Here is a 19,748-nt window from a genome sequence, read left to right as displayed (position 1 = left end):
AACCTACGGCTGCGTAACTTTCCCGCCGGGAGCCCCCCTTTCCCGAGCAGAGCAGAAAGGGCCCACCCCGCCCATGGCAGAGCTGGTCTATCGTCCCGTCATCGGTTTCGCCAAGACGCTGTTCAAGGCCTGGGACCTGAAGATCGACTGCCAAGGTTCCGAGAACATCCCGCGCACGGGCGGTGCGGTGCTGGTGAGCAATCACATCAGCTACCTGGACTTCATCTTCAACGGCCTGGCCGCCCTGCCGCAGAAGCGCCTGGTGCGGTTCATGGCGAAGGAGTCCGTCTTCCGCCACAAGGTGTCCGGCCCGCTGATGCGCGGCATGAAGCACATCCCGGTGGACCGGCGGCAGGGTGAGGCGGCGTTCGAGCACGCCCTGGACTCGCTGCGCTCGGGAGAGGTCATCGGGGTGTTCCCGGAGGCCACGATCTCGCAGTCGTTCACGCTGAAGAGCTTCAAGTCGGGCGCCGCCCGCCTGGCACAGGAGGCGGGCGTGCCGCTCGTCCCGATGGCGGTGTGGGGCACTCAGCGGCTGTGGACCAAGGGGCAGCCGCGCAACTTCCGGCGCAGCCACACCCCGATCACCATCCGGGTCGGCGAGCCGGTCGAGGCCCCGCGCGACCAGTACGCGGGCGCCATCACCCGCCGTCTGCGCGAGCGCGTCCAGGAGCTGCTGGAGGCCGCCCAGCGCGCCTATCCCGCCCGCCCCAAGGGCTCGGAGGACTCCTGGTGGATGCCCGCCCACCTGGGCGGTTCGGCGCCGACGGCGGAGCAGCTGCGGGCGGCCGAGGCGCACTGACCCGCCGCGGACGAACGTCCGCCGCCGTCAGCCAAGTTCACGACGGGACGGGCCGCCCTGGAGGCTCTCGGGCAGCGTCCGCCACAGGTGCGGCCGGTCCGGGGCGGCCTTGAGGGCGCCGAGGACCGCCGGATGCGGTGCCGCGTAGAGGACGGGGTGGTCCATCTCGCCGGACGCGGGGTCCGGGACCCAGGCGAGCCGCTCACCCTCGAGGGAGAACCGGGCGTCCACCCCGGGCTTGTTGCCGCGCGGGTCCTGCCGGTGCCAGGCGCCGTGGAAGCGCACCGCCACCAGACCGTGCAGGACATGGCCGCCGTCGTCGTGCGTCAGCCGCTGGTAGCAGAGCGCCGTCGGGATGTCCTCGGCGCGCAGCAGGGCCGCCAGGGCGTGCGCCTTGGCGTGGCAGATGCCGGTGCGCAGCGCCAGCACGTCGGAGGCCCGCCAGGTCACGCGCGGGTCGTCCGCGTCGGCGGAGTGCGGCACGGTGTCGCGCACGAACTCGTACGCGGACTGTGCATAGGCATACGAGTCCGCGACATTCTCGGCGAGACGGGCGGCCGTCGCCCGCACCACCGGGTGATGATGGTCGATGACCTCGTCAGCGGCCAGATAGGCGGAGAGGTCGGCGGTGTCCTGGATCAGCTCCATGCCCGCAGAGCATAGGTATGCGATCACCCGACAGTCAATGACTTTTCAGGTGACCGCATACTTATGCATAGCTGGGGACTAGCGGGCCATCTCCTCCTTGAGCGCGGCCACGAAGAGGTCGACGTCCTCCTCCTTGGTGTCGAAGGAGCACATCCAGCGCACGTCGCCGGCCGCCTCGTCCCAGAAGTAGAAGCGGAACCGCTTCTGCAGGCGCACGCTCACCTCGTGCGGCAGCCGGGCGAAGACGCCGTTGGCCTGCACCGGGTAGAGGATCTCCACGCCGTGGACCGCCCGGACGCCCTCGGCGAGCCGCTGGGCCATCTCGTTGGCGTGGCGGGCGTTGCGCAGCCACAGGTCCTTGGCGAGCAGCGCCTCGAGCTGGACCGACACGAAGCGCATCTTGGAGGCGAGCTGCATGCTCATCTTCCGGATGTGCTTCATGTGCGAGACCGCGTCCTGGTTGATGACCACGACCGCCTCGCCGAACAGGGCGCCGTTCTTCGTGCCGCCGAGCGAGAGGATGTCCACCCCGACGGCGTTGGTGAAGGTCCGCATGGGCACGTCGAGGGACGCGGCGGCGTTCGCTATCCGGGAGCCGTCCAGGTGCACCTTCATGCCGTGCGCGTGGGCGTGCTCGCAGATCGCGCGGATCTCGCCGGGCGTGTAGAGCGTGCCCAGCTCGGTGCTCTGGGTGATCGACACGACCTGCGGCATGGCGCGGTGCTCGTCGTCCCAGCCGAAGGCCTGCCGGTCGATCAGCTCGGGCGTCAGCTTGCCGTCGGGCGTGGGCACGCTGAGCAGCTTGAGACCGCCCATGCGCTCGGGGGCGCCGCCCTCGTCGACGTTGATGTGCGCGCTCTCGGCGCAGATCACCGCGCCCCAGCGGTCGGTGACCGCCTGGAGCGCGACGACGTTCGCGCCGGTGCCGTTGAAGACCGGGAAGGCCTCGGCCGTGGGGCCGAAGTGCCCGCGGACGATCCGCTGCAGGTTCTCGGTGTAGTCGTCCTCGCCGTACGCCACCTGGTGGCCGCCGTTGGCCAGGGCGATGGCGGCCAGCACCTCCGGGTGGACTCCGGCGTAGTTGTCACTGGCGAAACCGCGGACCTCGGGGTCGTGATGACGACGCGCGTCGGTCCTGGGAGGGTTCACGGCTTCTCGGTCAGCCACAGACGGTTTCCGTTCACTTCGGCGGCGGTCTTGCTCCAGACGCCCTCGATGGCCTCGGCCAGCTCCTTGACGTCCGTGAAGCCCGCGAACTTCGCGTTGGGGCGTTCGGCGCGCATCGCGTCGTGCACCAGCGCCTTCACCACCAGGATGGCAGCCGCCGAGCGCGGACCCGCCTCGCCCCCCGCCTTGCGGAAGCCGTCCGCCATGGCGAGCGTCCAGGCCTCCGCCGCGGCCTTGGCGGCGGAGTACGCCGCGTTCCCGGCGGTCGGCTTCGACGCGCCGGCGGCGCTGATCAGCAGGTAGCGGCCGCGGTCGCTGCGCTGCAGGACGTCGTAGAAGGCCAGGGAGGTGTTCTGGACGGTGCGGACGAGCAGCTTCTCCAGCAGCTCCCAGTCGGCGAGGTCGGTCTCGGCGAAGGTGGCGCTGCCGCGCCAGCCGCCGACGAGGTGGACCAGGCCGTCGATGCGGCCGAACTCCTTCTCGGTGCGGTCGGCCCAGGCGCGGGTGGAGTCCAGGTCGAGCAGGTCGACCGTCTCACCCGTGACCGTGGCGCCGCCGCCCGCGTAGCGGGCCGCGTCCACGGCCTCCGCGAGGCGCTCGGGGTTGTTGTCGGCGCCGACGACGATCGCGCCCGCCTCGGCGAGCCGGACCAGCGCGGCGTGCCCGGCGGGTCCGCCCGCACCGGCCACCGCGATCACCGCACCACTGAGAGACCCGTTCCCCACCATGTTCTTCCCCTCTTGAGCAGTGTCCTTCAGGCGGTCGCTCACGCGGCGGCCCGCTCGGCGCCGTCCGCGGTGATGCCCTTGGTGGAGGCGATCACGTTCTTCAGCTTCTTGGACAGGGCCTCATAGAACATGCTCAGCGGAAACTCGTCCGGAAGCACGTCGTCGACGAGCTTGCGCGGCGGCTGGGTCAGGTCCAGGGCGTCCGGGCCCTTGGCCCACTTGGAGCCGGGGTGCGGGGCCAGGTAGGTGGCGACCAGCTCGTAGCCGGCGAACCAGTGCACCAGCTTGGGGCGGTCGATGCCGTCCTTGTACAGCTTCTCGATGTCGGCGCAGAGCTGGTTGGTGACCTGCGGCGCGCGCTCCCAGTCGATGGAGAGCTTGTTGTCGGTCCAGCGGACGACGTCGTGCTTGTGCAGGTAGGCGAAGAGCAGCTGGCCGCCGAGGCCGTCGTAGTTGCGGTTGCGGTCGCCGGTGACCGGGAAGCGGAACATCCGGTCGAAGAGCACCGCGTACTGCACGTCACGGGCCTGCGGGACGCCGTCCGCCTCGAGCTTCACGGCCTCCTTGAAGGCGGTGAGGTCGCAGCGCAGCTCCTCCAGGCCGTACATCCAGAACGGCTGGCGCTGCTTGATCATGAACGGGTCGAACGGGAGGTCGCCGTGGCTGTGGGTGCGGTCGTGGACCATGTCCCAGAGCACGAAGGCCTCCTCGCAGCGCTTCTGGTCGTGGACCATGGCGGCGATGTCCTCGGGCAGCTTCAGGCCGAGGATGTCCACGGAGGCGTCGGTCACCCGGCGGAAGCGGGCGGCCTCGCGGTCACAGAAGATGCCACCCCAGGAGAATCGTTCCGGCGCCTCGCGCACGGCGATGGTCTCCGGGAAGAGGACGGCGGAGTTGGTGTCGTAGCCGGCCGTGAAGTCCTCGAACTTGATGCCGCAGAAGAGCGGGTTGTCGTACCGGGTGCGCTCCAGCTCGGCCAGCCAGTCCGGCCAGACCATGCGCAGCACGACCGCCTCGAGATTGCGGTCGGGGTTGCCGTTCTGGGTGTACATCGGGAAGACGACCAGGTGCTGCAGGCCGTCCGCCCGGCTCGCCGCGGGCTGGAAGGCCAGCAGGGAGTCCAGGAAGTCCGGGACCTGGAAGCCCGCGTCAGCCCAGCGGCGCAGGTCCGTGACGAGAGCCTCGTGGTAGGCCGCGTCGTGCGGGAGCAGCGGGGAGAGCCGCTCGACCGACTCGACGACACGGCGCACGGCGGCCTCGGCGTCGGCGCGCTCCGGGGCGCCCTCGGCCTCGAAGTCGATCGACCCGTCCTTGGACTGCCATAGCCGGATCTGCTCCACGGCATCCTTGAGCACGGGCCAGGCCGGGTGCTCCACCACCCTGGTCAGCGAAGGAACCTTCTCCTCCGTAGCCGCCTGCACAAGAATTTCCGTCATGTCCCATCCTCCACGGGAGAACCTCGCGTACGCACACCGTACGCATACCCGGTTTCTCCCAGCAAGAGGCAGCTCGGGAAATTATTCTGCGCAACCCCATGGTCACCGATGTTTTTCCTGCCCGAAACCGTGACGGCGGTCACTTTGACTGATCCCAGAAGTGGCGTACGGGCGGTGGCGGGCCGGGCACCCCTTGGTTCCGGCCGGTCAACTCCGGTGGGACGCGCCCACGCCCGGGTGACAACAGGGGCGGATACGAGCCAGTCGCCGCACACCCCGCGCTCCGATCCCCCGCGCAGGTGCGGGTCCATCGCGGGACCCGGCCGTTAGGCTGCGACTCTGCCGCGTGGACAGTGACGCCCTCAGCGGGTCCACGGGTGCCGAGCCGCCGTCGACGGAAGCGAGTTGAACCTTGAACTTCCTTACCATCGGTCACCGCGGGGTCATGGGTGTGGAGCCCGAGAACACCCTTCGTTCCTTCGTCGCCGCGCAACAGGCCGGCCTCGACCTGATCGAACTCGATCTTCACCTGAGCAAGGACGGCGCCCTGGTCGTCATGCACGACGCGGAAGTGGACCGCACGACCGACGGCACGGGTCCCATCGCCGAGATGACCCTCGCGGAGCTGCGCGCCCTGGACGCGGGGCGCGGGGAGCGCGTGCCGGTCTTCGAGGAGGTCCTGGACGCGGTGCGGACGCCGCTGCAGGCGGAGATCAAGGACGTGGCGGCGGCCCGGGCGCTGGCGGAGGTCATGCACCGGCGGGACCTGGTCTCGCGGGTGGAGGTGTCCTCGTTCCACGACGAGGCGATCGCCGAGATCGCCCGGCTGGTGCCGGGCGTGCGCACCGCGCTCATCGCCAGCCGCTACGGCACCGACGTCGTGGACCGCGCCCGGGCGGCCGGGGCCGCGACCGTCTGCCTCAACATCAGGCGGCTGAGCCTGGAGGTCGTCGAGCAGGCGCGGGCGGCCGAGCTGAGCATCATCGGCTGGGTGGTCAACACGCAGGACCATCTGCGGCTCGTCCGGGCGCTCGGGCTGGACGGGGCGACCACCGACTACCCGGAGATCAAGCGCACCGGCCGCTTCACCGCGTGAGCCGGCGCGCCGTCTCCCCTGTGATCGTCATACGAGCGGCTTGACCAGCAGCTCGAACCGGAGGTCGTCGCGCTGCGGGATGCCGAAGCGTTCGTCGCCGTACGGGAACGGGGTCGTCTCTCCCGTACGGCGGTAGCCGCGGCGCTCGTACCAGGCGATCAGGTCCTCGCGGACCGAGATCACCGTCATGTGCATCTCAGTGACCCCCCAGGTGTCCCGCGCCTGGCGCTCCGCCTCCGCGATGACGGCCTTGCCGAGGCCCGCGCCCTGGAGGGTGGGGCTGACCGCGAACATGCCGAAGTAGGCGGCGTCGCCGCGGTGCTCGAGCTGGCAGCAGGCGACGATCCGGCCGCCCTGCTCGACGGTCAGCAGCCGGCTGTCGGGCGCCTTGATGACCTCCAGCACGCCCTCGGGGTCGGTCCGCTGGCCCTGGAGGATGTCCGCCTCGGTGGTCCACCCGGCCCGGCTGGCGTCGCCCCGGTACGCCGACTCGATCAGCACGACGAGTGCGTCGACGTCGGCGTCACCGGCGTCACGGAACGTCAGTGCGGTGGCGGCGGTTTCCATGGGGCGTTCTCCGATCTCGGGCGCTGCTGAAGCAGGGACGAGGGTAACCCTGCCACTAAGCTCCGGATGCATGGTGCATGTACTCAGCAGCCGGACACTTCTGCGCCCCACCGACCCCGAACGCTCCCGCGCCTTCTACGGGGAGCGGCTGGGCCTTGCCGTCTACCGCGAGTTCGGCACCGGCCCCGAGCGCGGGACCGTGTACTTCCTCGGCGGCGGATTCCTGGAGGTCTCCGGCCGCTCCGAGACCCCGGCGCCACCGGATGTGCGGCTGTGGCTGCAGGTGGCGGACGTGGCGGCGGCCCACGAGGAACTGCTGGCCAAGGACGTCGAGATCGTGCGGCCCCCGGTGAAGGAGCCGTGGGGCCTGATCGAGATGTGGATCGCCGACCCGGACGGCACCCCGATCGTGCTGGTGGAGATCCCGGCCGACCATCCACTGCGCTACCGGCCCGGGATCTAGGGCCGCGCGACGGCCCGCTCGGAGGTGGAGGTCGGTTGCGACGTGGTGGTGATGCTCGCGTCGCACCGGCGGAGCCCGACTGCGTGCGGCGGGACTCCGTCCCGCGGGCCCCGCGCGGCGGGCGGGGGCGGACCCCGCGGTTCAGGCCGCCGGTGCCGCGGGGCGCGGCGTTCGGTGGCCGCCGGGACGGCAAGGGCCGAGCGGCAGGGCGCGCGGTCTGACCGCCGGTACAGCCGGACGGCGTTCGGTGCGCGCCGGAGACGGCTAGGAGACGAACGGCAGGTCCCTTGGTCTCCTACCGCCAGTACGCCCTGACGCGGCGTTCGGTGCGCGCCGGGACGGCAAGAGGCCAAGCGGCGGTCCCGTCCCGCCGTCCATGGCCGCCTGTGTTGAGGGGCGCGGCGTTCGGGGCCCGCCGGGACGGCGGGAGGCCGAGCGGCGGTCCCCCGATCTCCGGTGCTGAGGGTGCGCGGCGTTCGGTGCGCGCCGGGACGGCGGGGCGACGGGCCGCGGCTCGGCGGGTCAGGTGTGCACGGGGCCCGTTCGGCCCTCCAGGCGGCTGAGCAGGTCGCCCAGGAGCGCGGCCAGGTGGTCCTGGCCCTCGGGGGCGAGGACGGACAGCACGGCCGTCTCGTAGGCGAGCTGCTCGGGGAGGATGCCGTCCACGAGGTCGCGGCCCGCGTCGGTCAGACGGAGGTGGGCGACCCGGCGGTCGCGGGTGTCGCCACGCCGCTCGATCAGGCCGCGCTCGGTGAGCTGCTTGAGCCGTTTGGTCACGGCGGCCCCCGAGGAGAAGGTCTCCCGGGCCAGCTCGCTCGGGGTCAGCTCGTGCCCGGTACGGCGCAGCGCGCCGAGCAGGTCGAACTCGGCACGGCTCAGTCCCGCCCGGCGCAGCGGGGCGTCCTCGGCCTGCTGGAGCAGGGCGGAACACCTGTTGATCCGGCCGATGACCTCCATGGGCCCGGTGTTCAGCTCGGGATGCACGGCACGCCACTGCCGGACCACGGAGGCGACAGTGTCGCCCTCACCGCTCACGGCGTCCCGCCGCCCCCACCCGGCGTCAGCCGCAGGCCCGTAGCCCGCCCCCTGCCCGGCCTCTCCCCCGGTCCCCGGTGAGCCTTCCGCCCGGCCGGCCGGCGCCGTCGAGCGCTCCTCGGCCGCTCCCCGCACGGCGTCGGGCGCACCGCCCGACCCGCCGTCACCCCCGGCCGATCGGGCCCGCGTCTGCGTGGTTCCGGCCGCCGGCAGCGGACCGGTCACGCCTCCCCCATCGGCGCCCCCGGCAAGGGTCGCGTCCGCCGAACCCGGCACGGCCGTACCGGCGCCGCCCGCGGTGGGGGCCCCGGGCTCCGTCGGTGCGCCGGCGCCGGCGTGCCCGGCCGGCGGTCGTCCGTTCGTCGGGGTCATGGCCGTGCGTCCTCCGTCGTGGTGCCCGTGTCCTGCGCCAGCGGGGCGAGCCCCTGGCGTCGTACCGTCGCGGCGAGCGTACGGTGTCCCGACTGCTCGACCAGTACGACCCGCTCCTCGGGCAGGGCGCGCTGCCACCACTCGCCGGAGGCCGCGTCGGCCGTGGCGCGCAGGTCGACCAGCGCGGCGGCCAGGGCGCGCCGGGCGCTCTCCAGGGCGCGGGGCGCCGGGTGCGGCTCGGCCAGCAGCCGTGCGGCGTTCTCTCGGGCGCGCTCGGCGGCGGTCAGCGCGTTGTTCAGTCGGTCGCCCGCGCGCCGGTTGGTGACCGCGACGGCCGCCACGAAGCCGACCAGCGCGCCGACGAGGGTGTCGAGGACACGCTCGCCGATGAGCTGTCCGGGGTTCTGGGCACGGGCGAACTCGGTGATGAGCAGCGCCATCGGCGTGACGCAGACGGAGCCGAGCCAGTAGTTGCGGCTGATCAGCGCCTCGGCGCCGAAGTTGAAGGCGGCGCAGCACAGCACCAGGGCCGCCGGGTGGAGGTGAGCGAGGGGCGCCACCGCGGCGAAGACGAGGACGCCGAGGAGGTTGCCGACGACGCGCTGGATGCTCCGGTTCCAGGTGAGGGTCACGTTGGCCTGGTAGAGCGAGGCCGCGGTGACCAGCGCCCAGTAGGGGCGGCCGACGCCGAGCGCCAGGGAGGCGTAACCGGCGAGGGCGCAGCCGATCGCGGTGCGCGCGGCGATGGGGGCGAGCGGGGCGAGCCGTTCCCGCAGCGGGCGGCGGGGGGCGGCGAGTTCGGCGTCCACACCGAGCAGTTCATCGGCGGACTCACGCGGGGACTCCACCCGCGGGATCCGGCCGGTGCCCCGCAGCTCGCGGGCCCAGGCACGCAGTCGCGCGGGGTCGGCGTCGGCGGGGGCGGCGAGCGCGACCTCGGCGCGGACGAGGAGCTGTTCGAGCGCACGGCGGGTGCGGTCGGTCCGGGCGCCGCCGGCGAGAAGGGTCTGCCAGGCGGCGTGCACGGCCGCGGCGGTGGCGGCACGGGCCCCGGCGTGGCCCTCGGCGGTGCCGCCGGTCCCTGCGTACGCGGCGGCCGCGGTCAGGGCCTGGGCGGTGGCCCGGCGCTCCGGGCCGTGCGGGCGCAGCAGCCCGGGCGCCATCCCGACCAACCAGGCCCAGGCGCCCGCGAGCAGGGCGAGCCCCACGTGTCCCGGCACCTGGCCGAGGCTCTGCGGCATGAAGAGGGAGGCGGAGGTGATGAAGGTGAGGATCACATGTCCGGGCGGGCCGATGCGGCTCACGTCGCACACCGCCTTCTGCACGGCCGCCATGAGGGCGCCTACGGCGACCAGCACGACCGCGCTGGTGGTGAGCGAGGCCGCGACCAGCGCGAGGGCGAGGCCGCCGACCATGCCGAGCACCACCCAGGCGAGGACGCGGGCCCGGGCGGCATAGGGCCGGTTGTGGCCGTAGAGCGCGCAGAGCGAGCCGGCCATCGAGTACGCCGCCAGGTCGAGGCGGCCGAGGGCCAGCAGGACCAGGTTGGGCGGAGCGGTGGCGACGACCACGCTGAGCGCGGGCTTGAACCAGATGTCGGAGGGCCGCCCGAGGCGGAGCACGCCGGCGAGGGGAAGACGGAGTCGGGTCGCACTGCTCATGCCTACAAAGTTAGCATGTGTTTTACCAGTAAAGCGTCTGGGCTTCCGCCCGCTCACCTGCTGTGCTCCGGCGAACGCTCCCCGCGTACACCCTTGCGCTTGCGTGCGCGCCGCATGCCGTGGGCATCGCATCCCTCGACCGACCGTCGATCGGGGGGGGTGCGCGTGCACGGCTCGGGTTCGCCGGCCTGGCTGCTGGTCGCGCTGTGCGCGGCCACCGGCGCCTACTGCCTGCTGCGGATGCGCAGCGGTGTCGAGGAGCAGCGCCGGGCCGCGGGCGGCGAGGCGCTGATGGGGTTCGGCATGGCCGCCATGGCCGTGCCCGCGACGGTGTTCAGCACGCCGGGGTGGGCCTGGCCGCTGTACGCGGCCGTGTTCGCGGCGGCCGCGCTGCGGGCCCTGTGGGCCGCCCGCACCGGCGCGCACCACCTGCACCATCTGGTGGGGACGGCGGCGATGGTCTACATGTCCCTCGCCATGGCGGTCTCCCCCGCTTCGCACAACGGGCACACCGGCGCCGGAGTGCCGCTGGTGACGGGCGCGCTCCTGCTCTACTTCACCGGATACGTGCTGCTGGCGGGCGCCCGTCTGGTGCCCTCAGCCGTCCCGGCGGGCGCCCGGACAGGGGTGCGCTGGGGCGACCGTCCGGAACTGGCGCGGGCGTGCCGGCTGTCGATGGGGATCGGCATGGTCGCCATGCTGCTGGCTATGTGATCGGCAAGCCTGTCGCCTGCGACTACAGCTCATCTACCTGCGACGCCGGGAAACCACCTAGCGAATGTACGTAGGAGTTAGCCGATCCTCGCAGGTGCTTGCGAAGATCGTCTCCCATTCGTCTCCCATTTTCCCCATGCGGTGAGCCATGAGCCCCGTCGGCTGCGTAAATAGAGAGACCGGACCCGGAGCCGTCTTGCACACCTTGGGGGTAGTGAGAGCGACTCCGGGCCCGGCCTCGTAGAGAACGAGTGCCCCGCATACCGCAGCACGGCCACGAGTTCACTCATTCGGGTGGGCCCCCGGCGCACGCTGCCGAGTCCCCGACTGATCCGCCGCCGGCCGACTACTGGGGGTACGCGACCTAAGCGGATCTCTCGGCACCTGCGGGGACCTGAACCCCGCGGAGCCGAATCCTTTCTTCAACTGTCAATGCGGCCGAGCCGCCCACCGTGGGACGTCTGGATATATCCAGGCCTCTTGCCGCTCCGTAGCGTCTGACCTCTCGTCAAGATCGCTAGGGGTCGGGTTGCCAGAAGCGCGTCACCGGCGCATTGCCGCTGACCTCCGCCGCCGCATCGCTGCCGGGGAATGGCAGCCTGGCGAACCCCTGCCCTCTCGCGCCGAGCTAGCTTCCGAACTCGGCGTGCACCCTCAAACGGTTCGCCTCGCCTACGTCCTGCTCCGCCGAACCGGCGTCCTGGAGGGCGAGGAGCGTAAGGCAGTCTATGTGGCGCATCCTCCAGCTATGCGCACTCTCACCGATCCGGATGCGCCCTGGCCCTTCGCCAGCGAGACCACCGACACCCGCCCGCGTCCCGCCACGGTGGAACTGGCGGAGCGTCTTGGCGTCAATCCAGGTGTGATGTTGCGGCACGAGACCGTGGAGTGCCTCGACCCTGGCGGCCGGTCGGCCATGCTGGTCGTCTCGTGGTGGCGGGGGCAGCGCCGGCCGCACGCCTCGTGTATTGCCGAGGTGGGCTGCATGGAGCTGCAGGCTGAGCACGCGCACGCACTGGGGCTGCTGGTGGACACCCCTGCGTTCCGTGTCGTGCGCACTCGACTTGACCAAGATGGTCGCTCCCTGGAGACCGCTGATCTCATCCTGCCGATGGACAGGTGGCTGATTCGGCTCATGCCGCAGCAACCGTAGGTGCCAGGGGCATAACCCGCTGTGCGCCTGAACCATAGTCAAGCGGTAAACAGGTCTCAGCGGAAGGTGCTTCCTGCATTTATCTGCACAGAATCCGCGCACCCCGTGTGAAATTGTGACCGTCCGCATGCGCCCTGGCCAGGGCTTACCTGCCCGGCAAGCGTTAACGCCCGTTCATTGCCTCACTGACAGGCTGTCTCGCCGGTCAGTAGCGGCGCTCAGCGGCGAGCTCGGCGTAGGCGGCGTCGCACAGTTCCCCATGGATCCGCCACAGCCGCAGCGCTTCCTCGCACCGGCCGCCGTCCGTGGTGCGGCAGTCGCGGCAGCCGGCCATGTGATCCCGATAGGCGGCTCCCGCGCGCTGCAGCGGGCTGAGCTTGGCGCCGGAGACTGGTCTGGGTGGGGTTACCGGGATGCTGCCGGGTCTACGCTCGTCCATGGTCGACGCTCCGATCGTCGGCTGCCCTCGGGGCTGCCTGGCCGCGGCCTCGGGGGCGTCTCGTGCCGCAGGTCTACTGCGGTCTACCGCACTGTACTGCGGTCGCGCGGTGTACTGCGGTTTTCTACGGTCAAAGGGTGAGCGTTGATCTTGACCGGACTCGGCCCGTGTGGCGGCAGATCGCCGCGGTCATCGTCGGCCGCATCGAGGACGGCACCTACCCGGCCGGCACGAAGGTGCCCTCCGTGGTGGAGCTGTCGACGGAGTTCGGCGTGGCCGCTTCCACCGCGCAGAAGGTGCTGGCCTTCCTGAAGGCCGAGGGCCTGGTGCGCGCGGAGGTCGGGCTCGGCACGTTCGTCGCGGACCGCCCGAACTCCTAGGCCGCTGTCAGACTCCGAGCAGCGCGACCATACGGTTGAACAGGTCGGCCCCGGCAAGGATCGCTTCACCGTCGGGTCCGACGATTGCGATCTCGGACAGGTCCCCGTTTTCCCAGCCAGCACAGAGGAAGGCCAGCGCTTCATCCAGCGTGTCGCACTCTTCCTCCTGCTCAGCGCCGTAGCGCCAGTAGCGAGCCCGGTAGACGCTCTCACTCATGTCGGCCTCCCTTCTCGCTCAGCATGACAGACCGCTTGAACTCCTAGGCCGCTGTCAGACCGGCGGCCTACGATCTAGTCGTGTCCACCACTCCCCCGCCTTCGGGCTTGCCGCGGCCGGCTGATGCCGTGCAGGCGGACATTCGCGCCTTGATGCAGGAGACGGGCGGCTGGCTGTGGGGGCCGACCCGGGAACGGTACGAGCAGCTGCGGGACGAGTGGCTCGAGGCGGTACGCGGCGAGATGGCGGCCGCGGCGTAGAATCCGGCCGTGGCAATCGAACTCCCTGACGATCTTCTCGCTCTCGAACGCGCCGCCTGGGAGGAGATCCAGGCCGGGCGCCTCACCGCCGACACCGCTGCGGCCGTGCAGGAGGCAGTGACCGCGCACGCCGAGCAGGCCGGAGTCGACCGGTACGAGCTGGAGATGGCACTCAAGAAGGCCGTGCGGCACCCGGAGGACTGACAGCAGCGCACCCCGTTCGGGGTTCCACGCTCGAACGGGGTGCAGCAAACCCGACTTGAATTCGGTCGGATGTTGCGATCAGCCTACGACTCGCCACTGACAACGCCGGGGCGCGTGGTCAGCTCGTGCTCGTCGACGGGCGGCGCCTCGCCGTAGACGTCGGGCCAGCCGGCCTCGTCCCGCTCTTCCTCGTGATCCATGCGGGCCAGGATGGCAGAGCTTCACGACTCCTCGGGCCACTGCGTCAACGTCTCGCCGGTGTCCTCGTCGGTGAGGGTGATTCGGGCGTCGGGCATGGTGCCGTACTCGCCGACCCAGCCGACCAGCTTCCGCCGGCCGGTGGCTTCGCTCCCCCACCAGCCGTGCAGCACCGGCCGGCCGCCGGTGGTGAGGATCAGGTGGTAGCGGCCGGGGCTGGTCATGCGCGCCTCATGGGAGTCGTCATGCGAGCCGGATCCCGCGCCGCTGGTACCGCTCCCGGGCGATGGCGCCCTTCGCGGCGAGCTCGCCCAGCTGGTAATGGACGGAGGCGCGGCTGCGCAGGCCGACCGCCTGGCCGATCTGGGCGTAGGTGGGGGCCTCGCCGGTGTCGGCGATGTGCTGGCGGATGACGCGGAGGATGCGCTCCTGGCGGTCGGTGAGGTAGTCGACGCGGTGCATACCCTCGATTAGAGCGCTTGTTCGAATTTGGGTGCAAGCTGAGACCGTGACCGACCTGCCGCCCGACCTGCCCCGCCTCCGCACCCTGGAGACATTCCTGGCGTCCACCCTGGCCCGGGTCCGGCAGCAGATCGCCGACCTCGAGCGGCAGGAACGCGAGCGGCAGCACGGCGAGGAGAACCGGCCGGAACCGCCCGAGTGGATGCTGGAGCTCGGCCTCAACCGGGATCACGCCGTGTACGTCCACGAGGGCGGCTGCTGGAACGCGGGCAAACGCAGCCGCGGCATCGACCAGCCCGCAGCACTCCGGGCGCTCGCCGACGGCGTCCCCGCCTGCCCGCACTGCCGGCCAGACTCCGCGCTCGGATACCTGGAGGGATGAGCCGCAGCCTTCCATCCGCAGCCACCATCGGCGTACCGTGTCCGGGCGGCCTGCTCGTTCGCAGCGGCCCTTCGGGGCGTGGGGAGTACCCCGCAGGCAGGCCGCACCCACAGGCGAGGGAGGGGTCATGAGCGACACCGCATGGGGCTGAGCCCTTCCAGACAGCAGAACGCCCCCGCAGCCAGACGGCTGCGGGGGCGTTGCCGTGCAGGCCTGCCATATGCTGAAGCAGCGACGCCCCGCCCACTTACCCTGGGCGGGGCGTCGTGCTGCTGTCAGGCCTCGTCGACGTAGTGCCAGCTATCCACGTTGTTCTGGACGTGGGTCTCCAAGGCGCCATCGGCCCAGGACTGCTGCTCCGCCGCAGTCCAGGAGTCCCAGTCCGCAGGGAGCTCAATCTCTGCCTCGTCCTTCAGGCCGCCCATCTCCACTCCGACTTTCAGCACCTTCGCCATGTCACTTCTCCTTCCTGTCCAAGTACCGGTAGATGGTGGTGCGGGCGACGCCGAGTTCGTCGGCGATGTCCTGCACGGTGTGCTTGCGCTTGCCGTCGTCGCCGAGCTCGTCGTACATCTCCTGGGCGAGCTTGACCTGACGCGGCTTGAGAGCCTGCTTTCTGCCGCCGACTCGACCGCGTGCGCGGGCGGCGGCGAGGCCGTCCCGGGTCCGCTCCGCGGTGAGCTCCCGCTCGAACTCGGCGACGGCGCCCAGGATGTGGAAGAACATCCGGCCCTGCGGCGTGCTGGTGTCGATCTTCTGATTGAGCACGATCAGGTTGATGCCGCGCTCGTTCAGTTGCTCGGACAGCTCGATGAGGTTCTTCAGGGACCGGCCGAGCCGGTCGAGCTTGGTGATGACGAACTCGTCGCCCTCGCGTGCGGCGATGAGCGCCTTGTCGAGTTCGGGCCGGGAGGCGAGCTTCCCGGACGCCTTGTCGACGAAGACCTGGTCGCACTCGGCGGCCTTGAGCGCGTCCTCCTGCGCGTCTGGGTTCTGGTCGCGCGTGGAGACGCGGCCGTATCCGATTCTCATGAGCCGAGCGTAGCGCTTGTTAACCCTTTGCGCTACATAGTTCATGACACGAGTTTTCGTCACTTCAGCCTTGCATCAACGGAGTTGAGCGCGCACACGTCGACAGACACTCGTTTGTGGACAGGGCGTGCACCCGTGCCACACTCCCGCCATGACGACATGCCGAACGTGCAAGCAGGACTACGACGAGGCGAACGAAGAGGCGGTCACGCATCACACCCAGCCTGTGTACTGCTCGCGGACGTCGACACGCTGCACCCGCTGTGATGGGCGCCCAAGCTGCTACTTCTGCCAGAGCTCGTTCTGCTTCTGCCACGGCCACTGACACGACGAAGCGCCCCCGCACCACTGCCGGTTGGCAGAGGTAGCGGGGGCGTCTCTCACGCGGGGTCGTCGCCGACGTAGCCGCCGGGCAGGTCCGGGTACACCGGTTCGAGGAACGGCTGCGTGGACGGGATCGGCGGTGGCTCCTCGACGCCGAGCGCCACGAGGCTCTGGACGTCGGCGGCGCCGGGCTGCGGCCGTGGCTGTACGGGTATGGGTTCGGGCATGGCGTCTCCTAGCCGAGTCCGTAGTTGGCGACGAGCTGCTTGAGGCCGGGGGTGTCGCGGCTGGTGAACTTTCCACCGCTGGTGCTGGTGGTGTAGCCGCCGAGGCCGGGCGCGCACATGACGGGCAGGTAGCCGCCGGTGGTGCGCGCGCACTCGTAGTCCTCGACGACGCCGTCCTTGTCGAGGTCCTTGTTCGGGTGGTCGAGTCCGACGAGGTGCCCAACTTCGTGCGTGACGGCGTTCTTGATCCGCGCGCTGTTGACGGTGGCGTTCGTGCTGAACCAGTTGGCGTACCAGTACTCGGAGTCGATCCACGCCCAGCCGCCCCACGCCGCCCGGTAGTCCACGCTGCCGGCCCGGTCCGTGAAGCAGTTGTAGGCGCGCGACATCCCCTTGGTGCCGACGGGCCGGTACTTCACGCCGAGGATCAGATGATGCTCGGCAGGGCAGGAGCCGACCGCGGGCGGCGTCTCGACGGTCGTCGACACCACGAACTTGGTGCCGGTCACGGCGGTCAGCTGGGCGGCGACCGCTTGCGCATACGGGGTGAGCTTCGTGCGCGAGGACGTGCTGGCGAACGTGAAGACGTAGGACTTCGGGCTAAGCGAGTGGATGCCGTCCTTGGTGGCGATCTTCCAGCCGGTCCCGGAGTAGACCGGGCCGGCCGCGGCAGCCCGACCGGGCGCCACGAGCAGCAGGAGGGCGGCGGCGAGGGCGGGCAGGACGAGACGTGCGACGCGCATACAGGCTCCGGGAACGACGAAGCCCCCGCCATATCGGCGGGGGCTGAAGGGGAGGGTCAGGCCGGGATGTCTCCGGCTTCGTACACCGGCGGCGGAGGCGGCTCCGGGTCGGCGACCGGCTGCTCCGGCAGAACGCCCATCTGCTCGAGGGTGGCCGCGTCCGCGGCGTACTCGTCCCGGCGCGGCTCGGCAGGGGTCAGGTCCACGCTCACACTCCAGTCCGGTCGCGGTGGTTGCGCTGGGCGCGGAGCAGCAGCCGGGTGCGCTGCACCATGAGGCCGGCGACCGCCAGCAGCACGGCGGTGCGGATACTGCGGAGGACGATGAGCACACACGCCTCGTCCTGCCAGAACGTCGCGCCCACCGTGTACAGGCAGAGCAGCGCGATGACCACCGCGAACCACATCTGATTGCGGCCGACCTCGGACCTCCACCAGAAGGCCCGCAGGTGATAGGTGATGGCGAACGCCGCGCAGGCGAGCGCTCCCAGCGCCGACATGATGGCGTTCATCCAGGCGTCGACCCCCAGATCCTTACTCACTGCGCTTCCCTTCGGGCGGCGAATGCCGCTTCCACCTTCTCCGACCAGTGGTTCTCGATGCGGGCTTGCCGGATCGGGGCGACCGCCGCGCGCACGGCCGACCAGCGGTCCTCGGCCTCTTGCCGGTCGGCGACCGTCCGCTCCAGTGCGGCCTCGGAGTCGGACTGCTCGCTCTGCTCAGAGCCGTGTACGAGGCGTCGGATCCATCCGAGCATCGGCTGCCACCTCCCCCTCATCCGGTTTCCCCGGCTGAGGCAGTGCGGTGAGGATGTGGCCGCCCAGCTTGGCCAGCTCCAGCAGTTCCTCTACCTGCTCGTGCTCAACCTTGCGGGCGGCCTCGGACTCCATGAACGCCGACCGCCAGTTGTCTCTGTCGCTGAGAGCGTCCTCGTGGGTGCGTCTCGGTATGAGGCGCCCGGTGAGGATGAACAGGACGACGAGAGTGAGGAGCGCGCCAAGTCCGGCATCGCTCGCTGTGGCACCGAATACCTCGCTCACCGCGCCCTCCTAGATGTACGCAATTGCACGGCTCAGACGCTGGTCGGTCCCGTCGGTGCGGTGGGATTGGACGGGGTGACCTGCGCCCGGGTCAGCAGGGTGAGGCCGGCCAGGACGACGGTGTTGATGGCGCCGATGGTGGCCTGGGAGACGTCGTAGCCGAACGCGGCGACGAGAACAGCACCGGCTGCGACGACCGCGGTGAAGGCCTGCGGGGCGACGGGCCGGGTCATGGCGGCGGCGATCGCGCCGAGGATCGCGGACACGGCGGCGACGATCGCGCCGGCCTGGTCCGCGGTCAGCCCGGTGAAGCCCAGGCTGACGATGAGACCGAGGATCGCCGACAGCGCGTTCAGAACGACGACCGGCTCTCTACCAAACAGCTTCATGTTCAGGCTCCCTTCGTGACGGCCGCGCGCAACTGGGCGACCTCGGTGCGCAGCGCTTCGAGCTGCTTGAGGATGGCGTCGGTGTTCTCGGCGCTGCGGCGGGCGTGCGCGTAGCCAGAGCCGACCGCCGTGTTCACGCTGATCTTCTTGTCGGCGAGGCCCTTGTCGTCGGGCCACTGCTTCTTCACCCAGTCGCCGAGGCTGACCTGGTCGCTGAGCTTCATGGCGGTCTCCGTCGTGCTGTTCGTGGACGGCGTCGAGGGCGTCGAGGGTGTGGTGGCGCCACCCTTGGCGCGGGTGAGGATGGCTCCCATCGGGAGCAGGCCCGGGTCGCCGTGCAGGTTCTCGGGGACGTGCTGGTGGCCGCAGTGCCCGGTGAAGGAGTTCCACTTCGAGGCGGACATGCGGACGCCGTTGCCGCTGCCGTAGGAGGCGGGGTAGGCCTTGAAGGTGACCGCGCTGGTGAGGGGGACGCCGTGGTTGTCGTGGGCCCACTTCGCGAACGCCGCCAGGTCGCGGATCGCCCAGTCGGGCAGCTCGGGCGTGTACAGGTGGACGTAGCCGGCGTTCGCCCACTTGGCGTGCGTGGACGGGTCGCAGGTGCCGACGATCTCCACCTGGCAGACGTTCAGCGTGTTCGTCTCGACGCCACCGGCCGCGTTCACGAGAGCGCGGGCGGAGGTGTCGAAATCGAAGTGCTGGAACCAGACCAGCCGCTTGGCGTTGAAGTCCGGCTTCGCCGTGAAGTTCGGCGCCTCGGCCCCGCCGGAGTAGCTGGGCAGGGACGTCCCCTCGGTGGTGTGCCAAACGAGGACGTTGGACTCCATGGAGGAGCCGCCGTACCTGGTCTGGTACCAGTACGCCGTGCTGGCGCCCGGATAGCGCTGCGGTCCCGTCTTCATACGGGCCCCTTTCTGGGCATAAAAAGGCGCCCGAGTGGGGCGCTGAGGGGCAGGGTGGGTCAGGGTGCGGGCTCGACGAGCAGGCTGCCGCCGAACGTAGACGCGGTCGTCGCGGAGCCGGAGCTGATGTTCCACTGCGGGACGATCGTGATCGTCTCGCCTGCCGTCATGCCGGTCAGCATCAGCCGCCGCGAGGCGCCAACGCGCAGGCTCATCGACGTGAGGCCAGTCTTGTTGAGGTCTTGGAACGTGAACCCCAGCGATCCGCTGGCCCGCCATGCGGCCCAGCAGGTCGAGCCGCTGGTGTTGTTGTTCTGCAGCACGGCGCTGATCGTGACGTAGGCGCGCCCGGACGGCGGGGCGATGAACTGGGGCCGCGGCCAAGCCGCCGACGTGTAGTCGACGGTGGTCTGCGTCTGGTTGTACGGGGCGTCGGAGACCTGGAACGTCTGCACCGGCACCGGCGGCCAGGCCAGCCAGGAGCCGCTGTGGTAGATCTCCAGCCGGGCCTCAGCGGCCAGCCAGGTCGCCATCCCCTCGACCGGCGCGCTGATGTTGGCGTTGCGGGTCGAGGCGGACGAGAACCGCATCACGCCCTGGCCGGCCATGGCGAGGAGGTTCTCGGAAAGCACCTTGAGGTCAGGGACGTCGCCATAGTCGAGGCCGGTGAACCCCTGGCCGTACTTATCTGCGAGCGGCACGCGGCCT

30 protein-coding genes and 1 pseudogene are annotated in these 19,748 nt (G+C 70.6%); 9 read left to right on the top strand and 22 right to left on the bottom strand.

Annotated elements, in window-relative coordinates:
• Positions 1 to 73: 73 nt before the first annotated feature.
• Complete coding sequence (locus ACFYU0_RS01765) at positions 74 to 802, top strand: lysophospholipid acyltransferase family protein (RefSeq protein WP_389297081.1); 729 nt, start codon at positions 74 to 76, stop codon at positions 800 to 802.
• A 27-nt stretch (positions 803 to 829) separates the two neighbouring features.
• On the opposite strand, the gene ACFYU0_RS01760 is transcribed toward ACFYU0_RS01765, so the two are convergent.
• The 4 genes from ACFYU0_RS01760 to ACFYU0_RS01745 form a co-directional block, all read right to left on the bottom strand.
• Complete coding sequence (locus ACFYU0_RS01760) at positions 830 to 1,450, bottom strand: transglutaminase domain-containing protein (protein WP_351660463.1); 621 nt, start codon at positions 1,448 to 1,450, stop codon at positions 830 to 832.
• Between the two features lie 78 nt (positions 1,451 to 1,528).
• A complete protein-coding gene (locus ACFYU0_RS01755; protein WP_351660460.1) occupies positions 1,529 to 2,599 on the bottom strand; it encodes a low specificity L-threonine aldolase in 1,071 nt (356 codons plus the stop codon).
• Positions 2,596 to 3,345 carry an SDR family oxidoreductase gene (locus ACFYU0_RS01750; protein ID WP_351660457.1) on the bottom strand — a complete coding sequence of 250 codons (750 nt, stop codon included), beginning with the start codon at positions 3,343 to 3,345 and terminating at the stop codon, positions 2,596 to 2,598. Before ACFYU0_RS01750 ends, ACFYU0_RS01755 begins: the two co-directional genes overlap by 4 nt.
• Before the next feature lie 38 nt (positions 3,346 to 3,383).
• Positions 3,384 to 4,781 carry a DUF6421 family protein gene (locus ACFYU0_RS01745; RefSeq protein WP_389297079.1) on the bottom strand — a complete coding sequence of 466 codons (1,398 nt, stop codon included), beginning with the start codon at positions 4,779 to 4,781 and terminating at the stop codon, positions 3,384 to 3,386.
• A 412-nt stretch (positions 4,782 to 5,193) separates the two neighbouring features.
• Between ACFYU0_RS01745 and ACFYU0_RS01740 the strand changes: the two genes are divergently transcribed.
• A complete protein-coding gene (locus ACFYU0_RS01740) occupies positions 5,194 to 5,877 on the top strand; it encodes a glycerophosphodiester phosphodiesterase family protein (protein ID WP_351660451.1) in 684 nt (227 codons plus the stop codon).
• Between the two features lie 27 nt (positions 5,878 to 5,904).
• Here ACFYU0_RS01740 and ACFYU0_RS01735 read toward each other — a convergent pair whose 3' ends face one another.
• Entirely contained in the window at positions 5,905 to 6,444 is a 540-nt protein-coding gene (locus tag ACFYU0_RS01735; RefSeq protein WP_351660448.1) for a GNAT family N-acetyltransferase, read from the bottom strand.
• 70 nt (positions 6,445 to 6,514) lie between these two features.
• On the opposite strand from ACFYU0_RS01735, the gene ACFYU0_RS01730 reads away from it, so the two are divergent.
• Positions 6,515 to 6,907, top strand: coding sequence for a VOC family protein (locus tag ACFYU0_RS01730; RefSeq protein WP_351660446.1), 393 nt, complete (start codon positions 6,515 to 6,517; stop codon positions 6,905 to 6,907).
• Positions 6,908 to 7,429: 522 nt separating this feature from the next.
• Here the strand turns inward: ACFYU0_RS01730 and ACFYU0_RS01725 are convergent.
• Together ACFYU0_RS01725 and ACFYU0_RS01720 are read right to left on the bottom strand one after the other, a co-directional pair.
• Positions 7,430 to 7,942, bottom strand: coding sequence for a MarR family winged helix-turn-helix transcriptional regulator (locus ACFYU0_RS01725; RefSeq protein WP_389297078.1), 513 nt, complete (start codon positions 7,940 to 7,942; stop codon positions 7,430 to 7,432).
• A 368-nt stretch (positions 7,943 to 8,310) separates the two neighbouring features.
• Positions 8,311 to 9,975, bottom strand: coding sequence for an FUSC family protein (locus ACFYU0_RS01720; RefSeq protein ID WP_389297077.1), 1,665 nt, complete (start codon positions 9,973 to 9,975; stop codon positions 8,311 to 8,313).
• Between the two features lie 165 nt (positions 9,976 to 10,140).
• Here ACFYU0_RS01720 and ACFYU0_RS01715 point away from each other — a divergent pair, with 165 nt between their 5' ends.
• From ACFYU0_RS01715 to ACFYU0_RS01705, 3 genes and pseudogenes are all read left to right on the top strand, one after another.
• Positions 10,141 to 10,689 carry a DUF5134 domain-containing protein gene (locus tag ACFYU0_RS01715; protein WP_389297076.1) on the top strand — a complete coding sequence of 183 codons (549 nt, stop codon included), beginning with the start codon at positions 10,141 to 10,143 and terminating at the stop codon, positions 10,687 to 10,689.
• Between the two features lie 529 nt (positions 10,690 to 11,218).
• Positions 11,219 to 11,410 (top strand): annotated as a pseudogene (locus ACFYU0_RS01710) (winged helix-turn-helix domain-containing protein); the annotation flags it as partial.
• 27 nt (positions 11,411 to 11,437) lie between these two features.
• Complete coding sequence (locus ACFYU0_RS01705; RefSeq protein WP_389297997.1) at positions 11,438 to 11,842, top strand: hypothetical protein; 405 nt, start codon at positions 11,438 to 11,440, stop codon at positions 11,840 to 11,842.
• Between the two features lie 205 nt (positions 11,843 to 12,047).
• On the opposite strand, the gene ACFYU0_RS01700 is transcribed toward ACFYU0_RS01705, so the two are convergent.
• On the bottom strand, positions 12,048 to 12,281 hold the full coding sequence (locus ACFYU0_RS01700) for a hypothetical protein (RefSeq protein ID WP_389297074.1): 234 nt from the start codon (positions 12,279 to 12,281) through the stop codon (positions 12,048 to 12,050).
• Between the two features lie 137 nt (positions 12,282 to 12,418).
• Here ACFYU0_RS01700 and ACFYU0_RS01695 point away from each other — a divergent pair, with 137 nt between their 5' ends.
• Positions 12,419 to 12,661, top strand: coding sequence for a GntR family transcriptional regulator (locus ACFYU0_RS01695; RefSeq protein WP_389297073.1), 243 nt, complete (start codon positions 12,419 to 12,421; stop codon positions 12,659 to 12,661).
• 7 nt (positions 12,662 to 12,668) lie between these two features.
• On the opposite strand, the gene ACFYU0_RS01690 is transcribed toward ACFYU0_RS01695, so the two are convergent.
• Entirely contained in the window at positions 12,669 to 12,878 is a 210-nt protein-coding gene (locus ACFYU0_RS01690; protein ID WP_389297071.1) for a hypothetical protein, read from the bottom strand.
• A 269-nt stretch (positions 12,879 to 13,147) separates the two neighbouring features.
• Here ACFYU0_RS01690 and ACFYU0_RS01685 point away from each other — a divergent pair, with 269 nt between their 5' ends.
• Positions 13,148 to 13,342 (top strand): hypothetical protein, encoded by a 195-nt coding sequence (locus ACFYU0_RS01685; protein ID WP_389297069.1) that lies wholly within the window; start codon positions 13,148 to 13,150, stop codon positions 13,340 to 13,342.
• 221 nt (positions 13,343 to 13,563) lie between these two features.
• Here ACFYU0_RS01685 and ACFYU0_RS01680 read toward each other — a convergent pair whose 3' ends face one another.
• Together ACFYU0_RS01680 and ACFYU0_RS01675 are read right to left on the bottom strand one after the other, a co-directional pair.
• Positions 13,564 to 13,764 carry a hypothetical protein gene (locus ACFYU0_RS01680; RefSeq protein ID WP_389297068.1) on the bottom strand — a complete coding sequence of 67 codons (201 nt, stop codon included), beginning with the start codon at positions 13,762 to 13,764 and terminating at the stop codon, positions 13,564 to 13,566.
• A 19-nt stretch (positions 13,765 to 13,783) separates the two neighbouring features.
• Positions 13,784 to 14,002 (bottom strand): LexA family protein, encoded by a 219-nt coding sequence (locus tag ACFYU0_RS01675; RefSeq protein WP_389297066.1) that lies wholly within the window; start codon positions 14,000 to 14,002, stop codon positions 13,784 to 13,786.
• 46 nt (positions 14,003 to 14,048) lie between these two features.
• On the opposite strand from ACFYU0_RS01675, the gene ACFYU0_RS01670 reads away from it, so the two are divergent.
• The gene (locus tag ACFYU0_RS01670) at positions 14,049 to 14,384 is read left to right on the top strand and encodes a DUF6233 domain-containing protein (protein ID WP_389297065.1); all 336 of its coding nucleotides are present in this window, start codon (positions 14,049 to 14,051) and stop codon (positions 14,382 to 14,384) included.
• Between the two features lie 275 nt (positions 14,385 to 14,659).
• On the opposite strand, the gene ACFYU0_RS01665 is transcribed toward ACFYU0_RS01670, so the two are convergent.
• From ACFYU0_RS01665 to ACFYU0_RS01615, 11 genes are all read right to left on the bottom strand, one after another.
• The gene (locus tag ACFYU0_RS01665; protein WP_389297063.1) at positions 14,660 to 14,839 is read right to left on the bottom strand and encodes a hypothetical protein; all 180 of its coding nucleotides are present in this window, start codon (positions 14,837 to 14,839) and stop codon (positions 14,660 to 14,662) included.
• Between the two features lies 1 nt (position 14,840).
• Positions 14,841 to 15,416, bottom strand: a complete 576-nt coding sequence (locus tag ACFYU0_RS01660) for a recombinase family protein (RefSeq protein WP_389297062.1) — start codon at positions 15,414 to 15,416, stop codon at positions 14,841 to 14,843.
• A 380-nt stretch (positions 15,417 to 15,796) separates the two neighbouring features.
• On the bottom strand, positions 15,797 to 15,967 hold the full coding sequence (locus tag ACFYU0_RS01655; RefSeq protein WP_389297060.1) for a hypothetical protein: 171 nt from the start codon (positions 15,965 to 15,967) through the stop codon (positions 15,797 to 15,799).
• An 8-nt stretch (positions 15,968 to 15,975) separates the two neighbouring features.
• Complete coding sequence (locus ACFYU0_RS01650) at positions 15,976 to 16,710, bottom strand: hypothetical protein (RefSeq protein WP_389297058.1); 735 nt, start codon at positions 16,708 to 16,710, stop codon at positions 15,976 to 15,978.
• A gap of 56 nt (positions 16,711 to 16,766) precedes the next feature.
• Entirely contained in the window at positions 16,767 to 16,916 is a 150-nt protein-coding gene (locus tag ACFYU0_RS01645) for a hypothetical protein (RefSeq protein ID WP_389297057.1), read from the bottom strand.
• Positions 16,917 to 16,918: 2 nt separating this feature from the next.
• A complete protein-coding gene (locus ACFYU0_RS01640; protein ID WP_389297056.1) occupies positions 16,919 to 17,251 on the bottom strand; it encodes a hypothetical protein in 333 nt (110 codons plus the stop codon).
• Positions 17,248 to 17,466: a hypothetical protein gene (locus ACFYU0_RS01635; protein WP_389297054.1), complete on the bottom strand. Its 219-nt coding sequence runs from the start codon at positions 17,464 to 17,466 to the stop codon at positions 17,248 to 17,250. The genes ACFYU0_RS01640 and ACFYU0_RS01635 overlap by 4 nt, the downstream gene beginning before the upstream one ends.
• Positions 17,429 to 17,749, bottom strand: a complete 321-nt coding sequence (locus tag ACFYU0_RS01630) for a hypothetical protein (protein ID WP_389297052.1) — start codon at positions 17,747 to 17,749, stop codon at positions 17,429 to 17,431. The genes ACFYU0_RS01635 and ACFYU0_RS01630 overlap by 38 nt, the downstream gene beginning before the upstream one ends.
• A 32-nt stretch (positions 17,750 to 17,781) precedes the next feature.
• Positions 17,782 to 18,138: a hypothetical protein gene (locus ACFYU0_RS01625; protein ID WP_389297050.1), complete on the bottom strand. Its 357-nt coding sequence runs from the start codon at positions 18,136 to 18,138 to the stop codon at positions 17,782 to 17,784.
• A gap of 2 nt (positions 18,139 to 18,140) precedes the next feature.
• On the bottom strand, positions 18,141 to 19,040 hold the full coding sequence (locus ACFYU0_RS01620) for a hypothetical protein (protein ID WP_389297049.1): 900 nt from the start codon (positions 19,038 to 19,040) through the stop codon (positions 18,141 to 18,143).
• A 59-nt stretch (positions 19,041 to 19,099) separates the two neighbouring features.
• Positions 19,100 to 19,741, bottom strand: a complete 642-nt coding sequence (locus ACFYU0_RS01615; RefSeq protein ID WP_389297047.1) for a hypothetical protein — start codon at positions 19,739 to 19,741, stop codon at positions 19,100 to 19,102.
• Positions 19,742 to 19,748 lie beyond the last annotated feature (7 nt).

Source organism: Streptomyces sp. NPDC003720 (assembly GCF_042875075.1).
Classification (GTDB): Bacteria; Actinomycetota; Actinomycetes; order Streptomycetales; family Streptomycetaceae; genus Streptomyces.
This window is presented reverse-complemented; position numbering and strand designations above follow the sequence as displayed.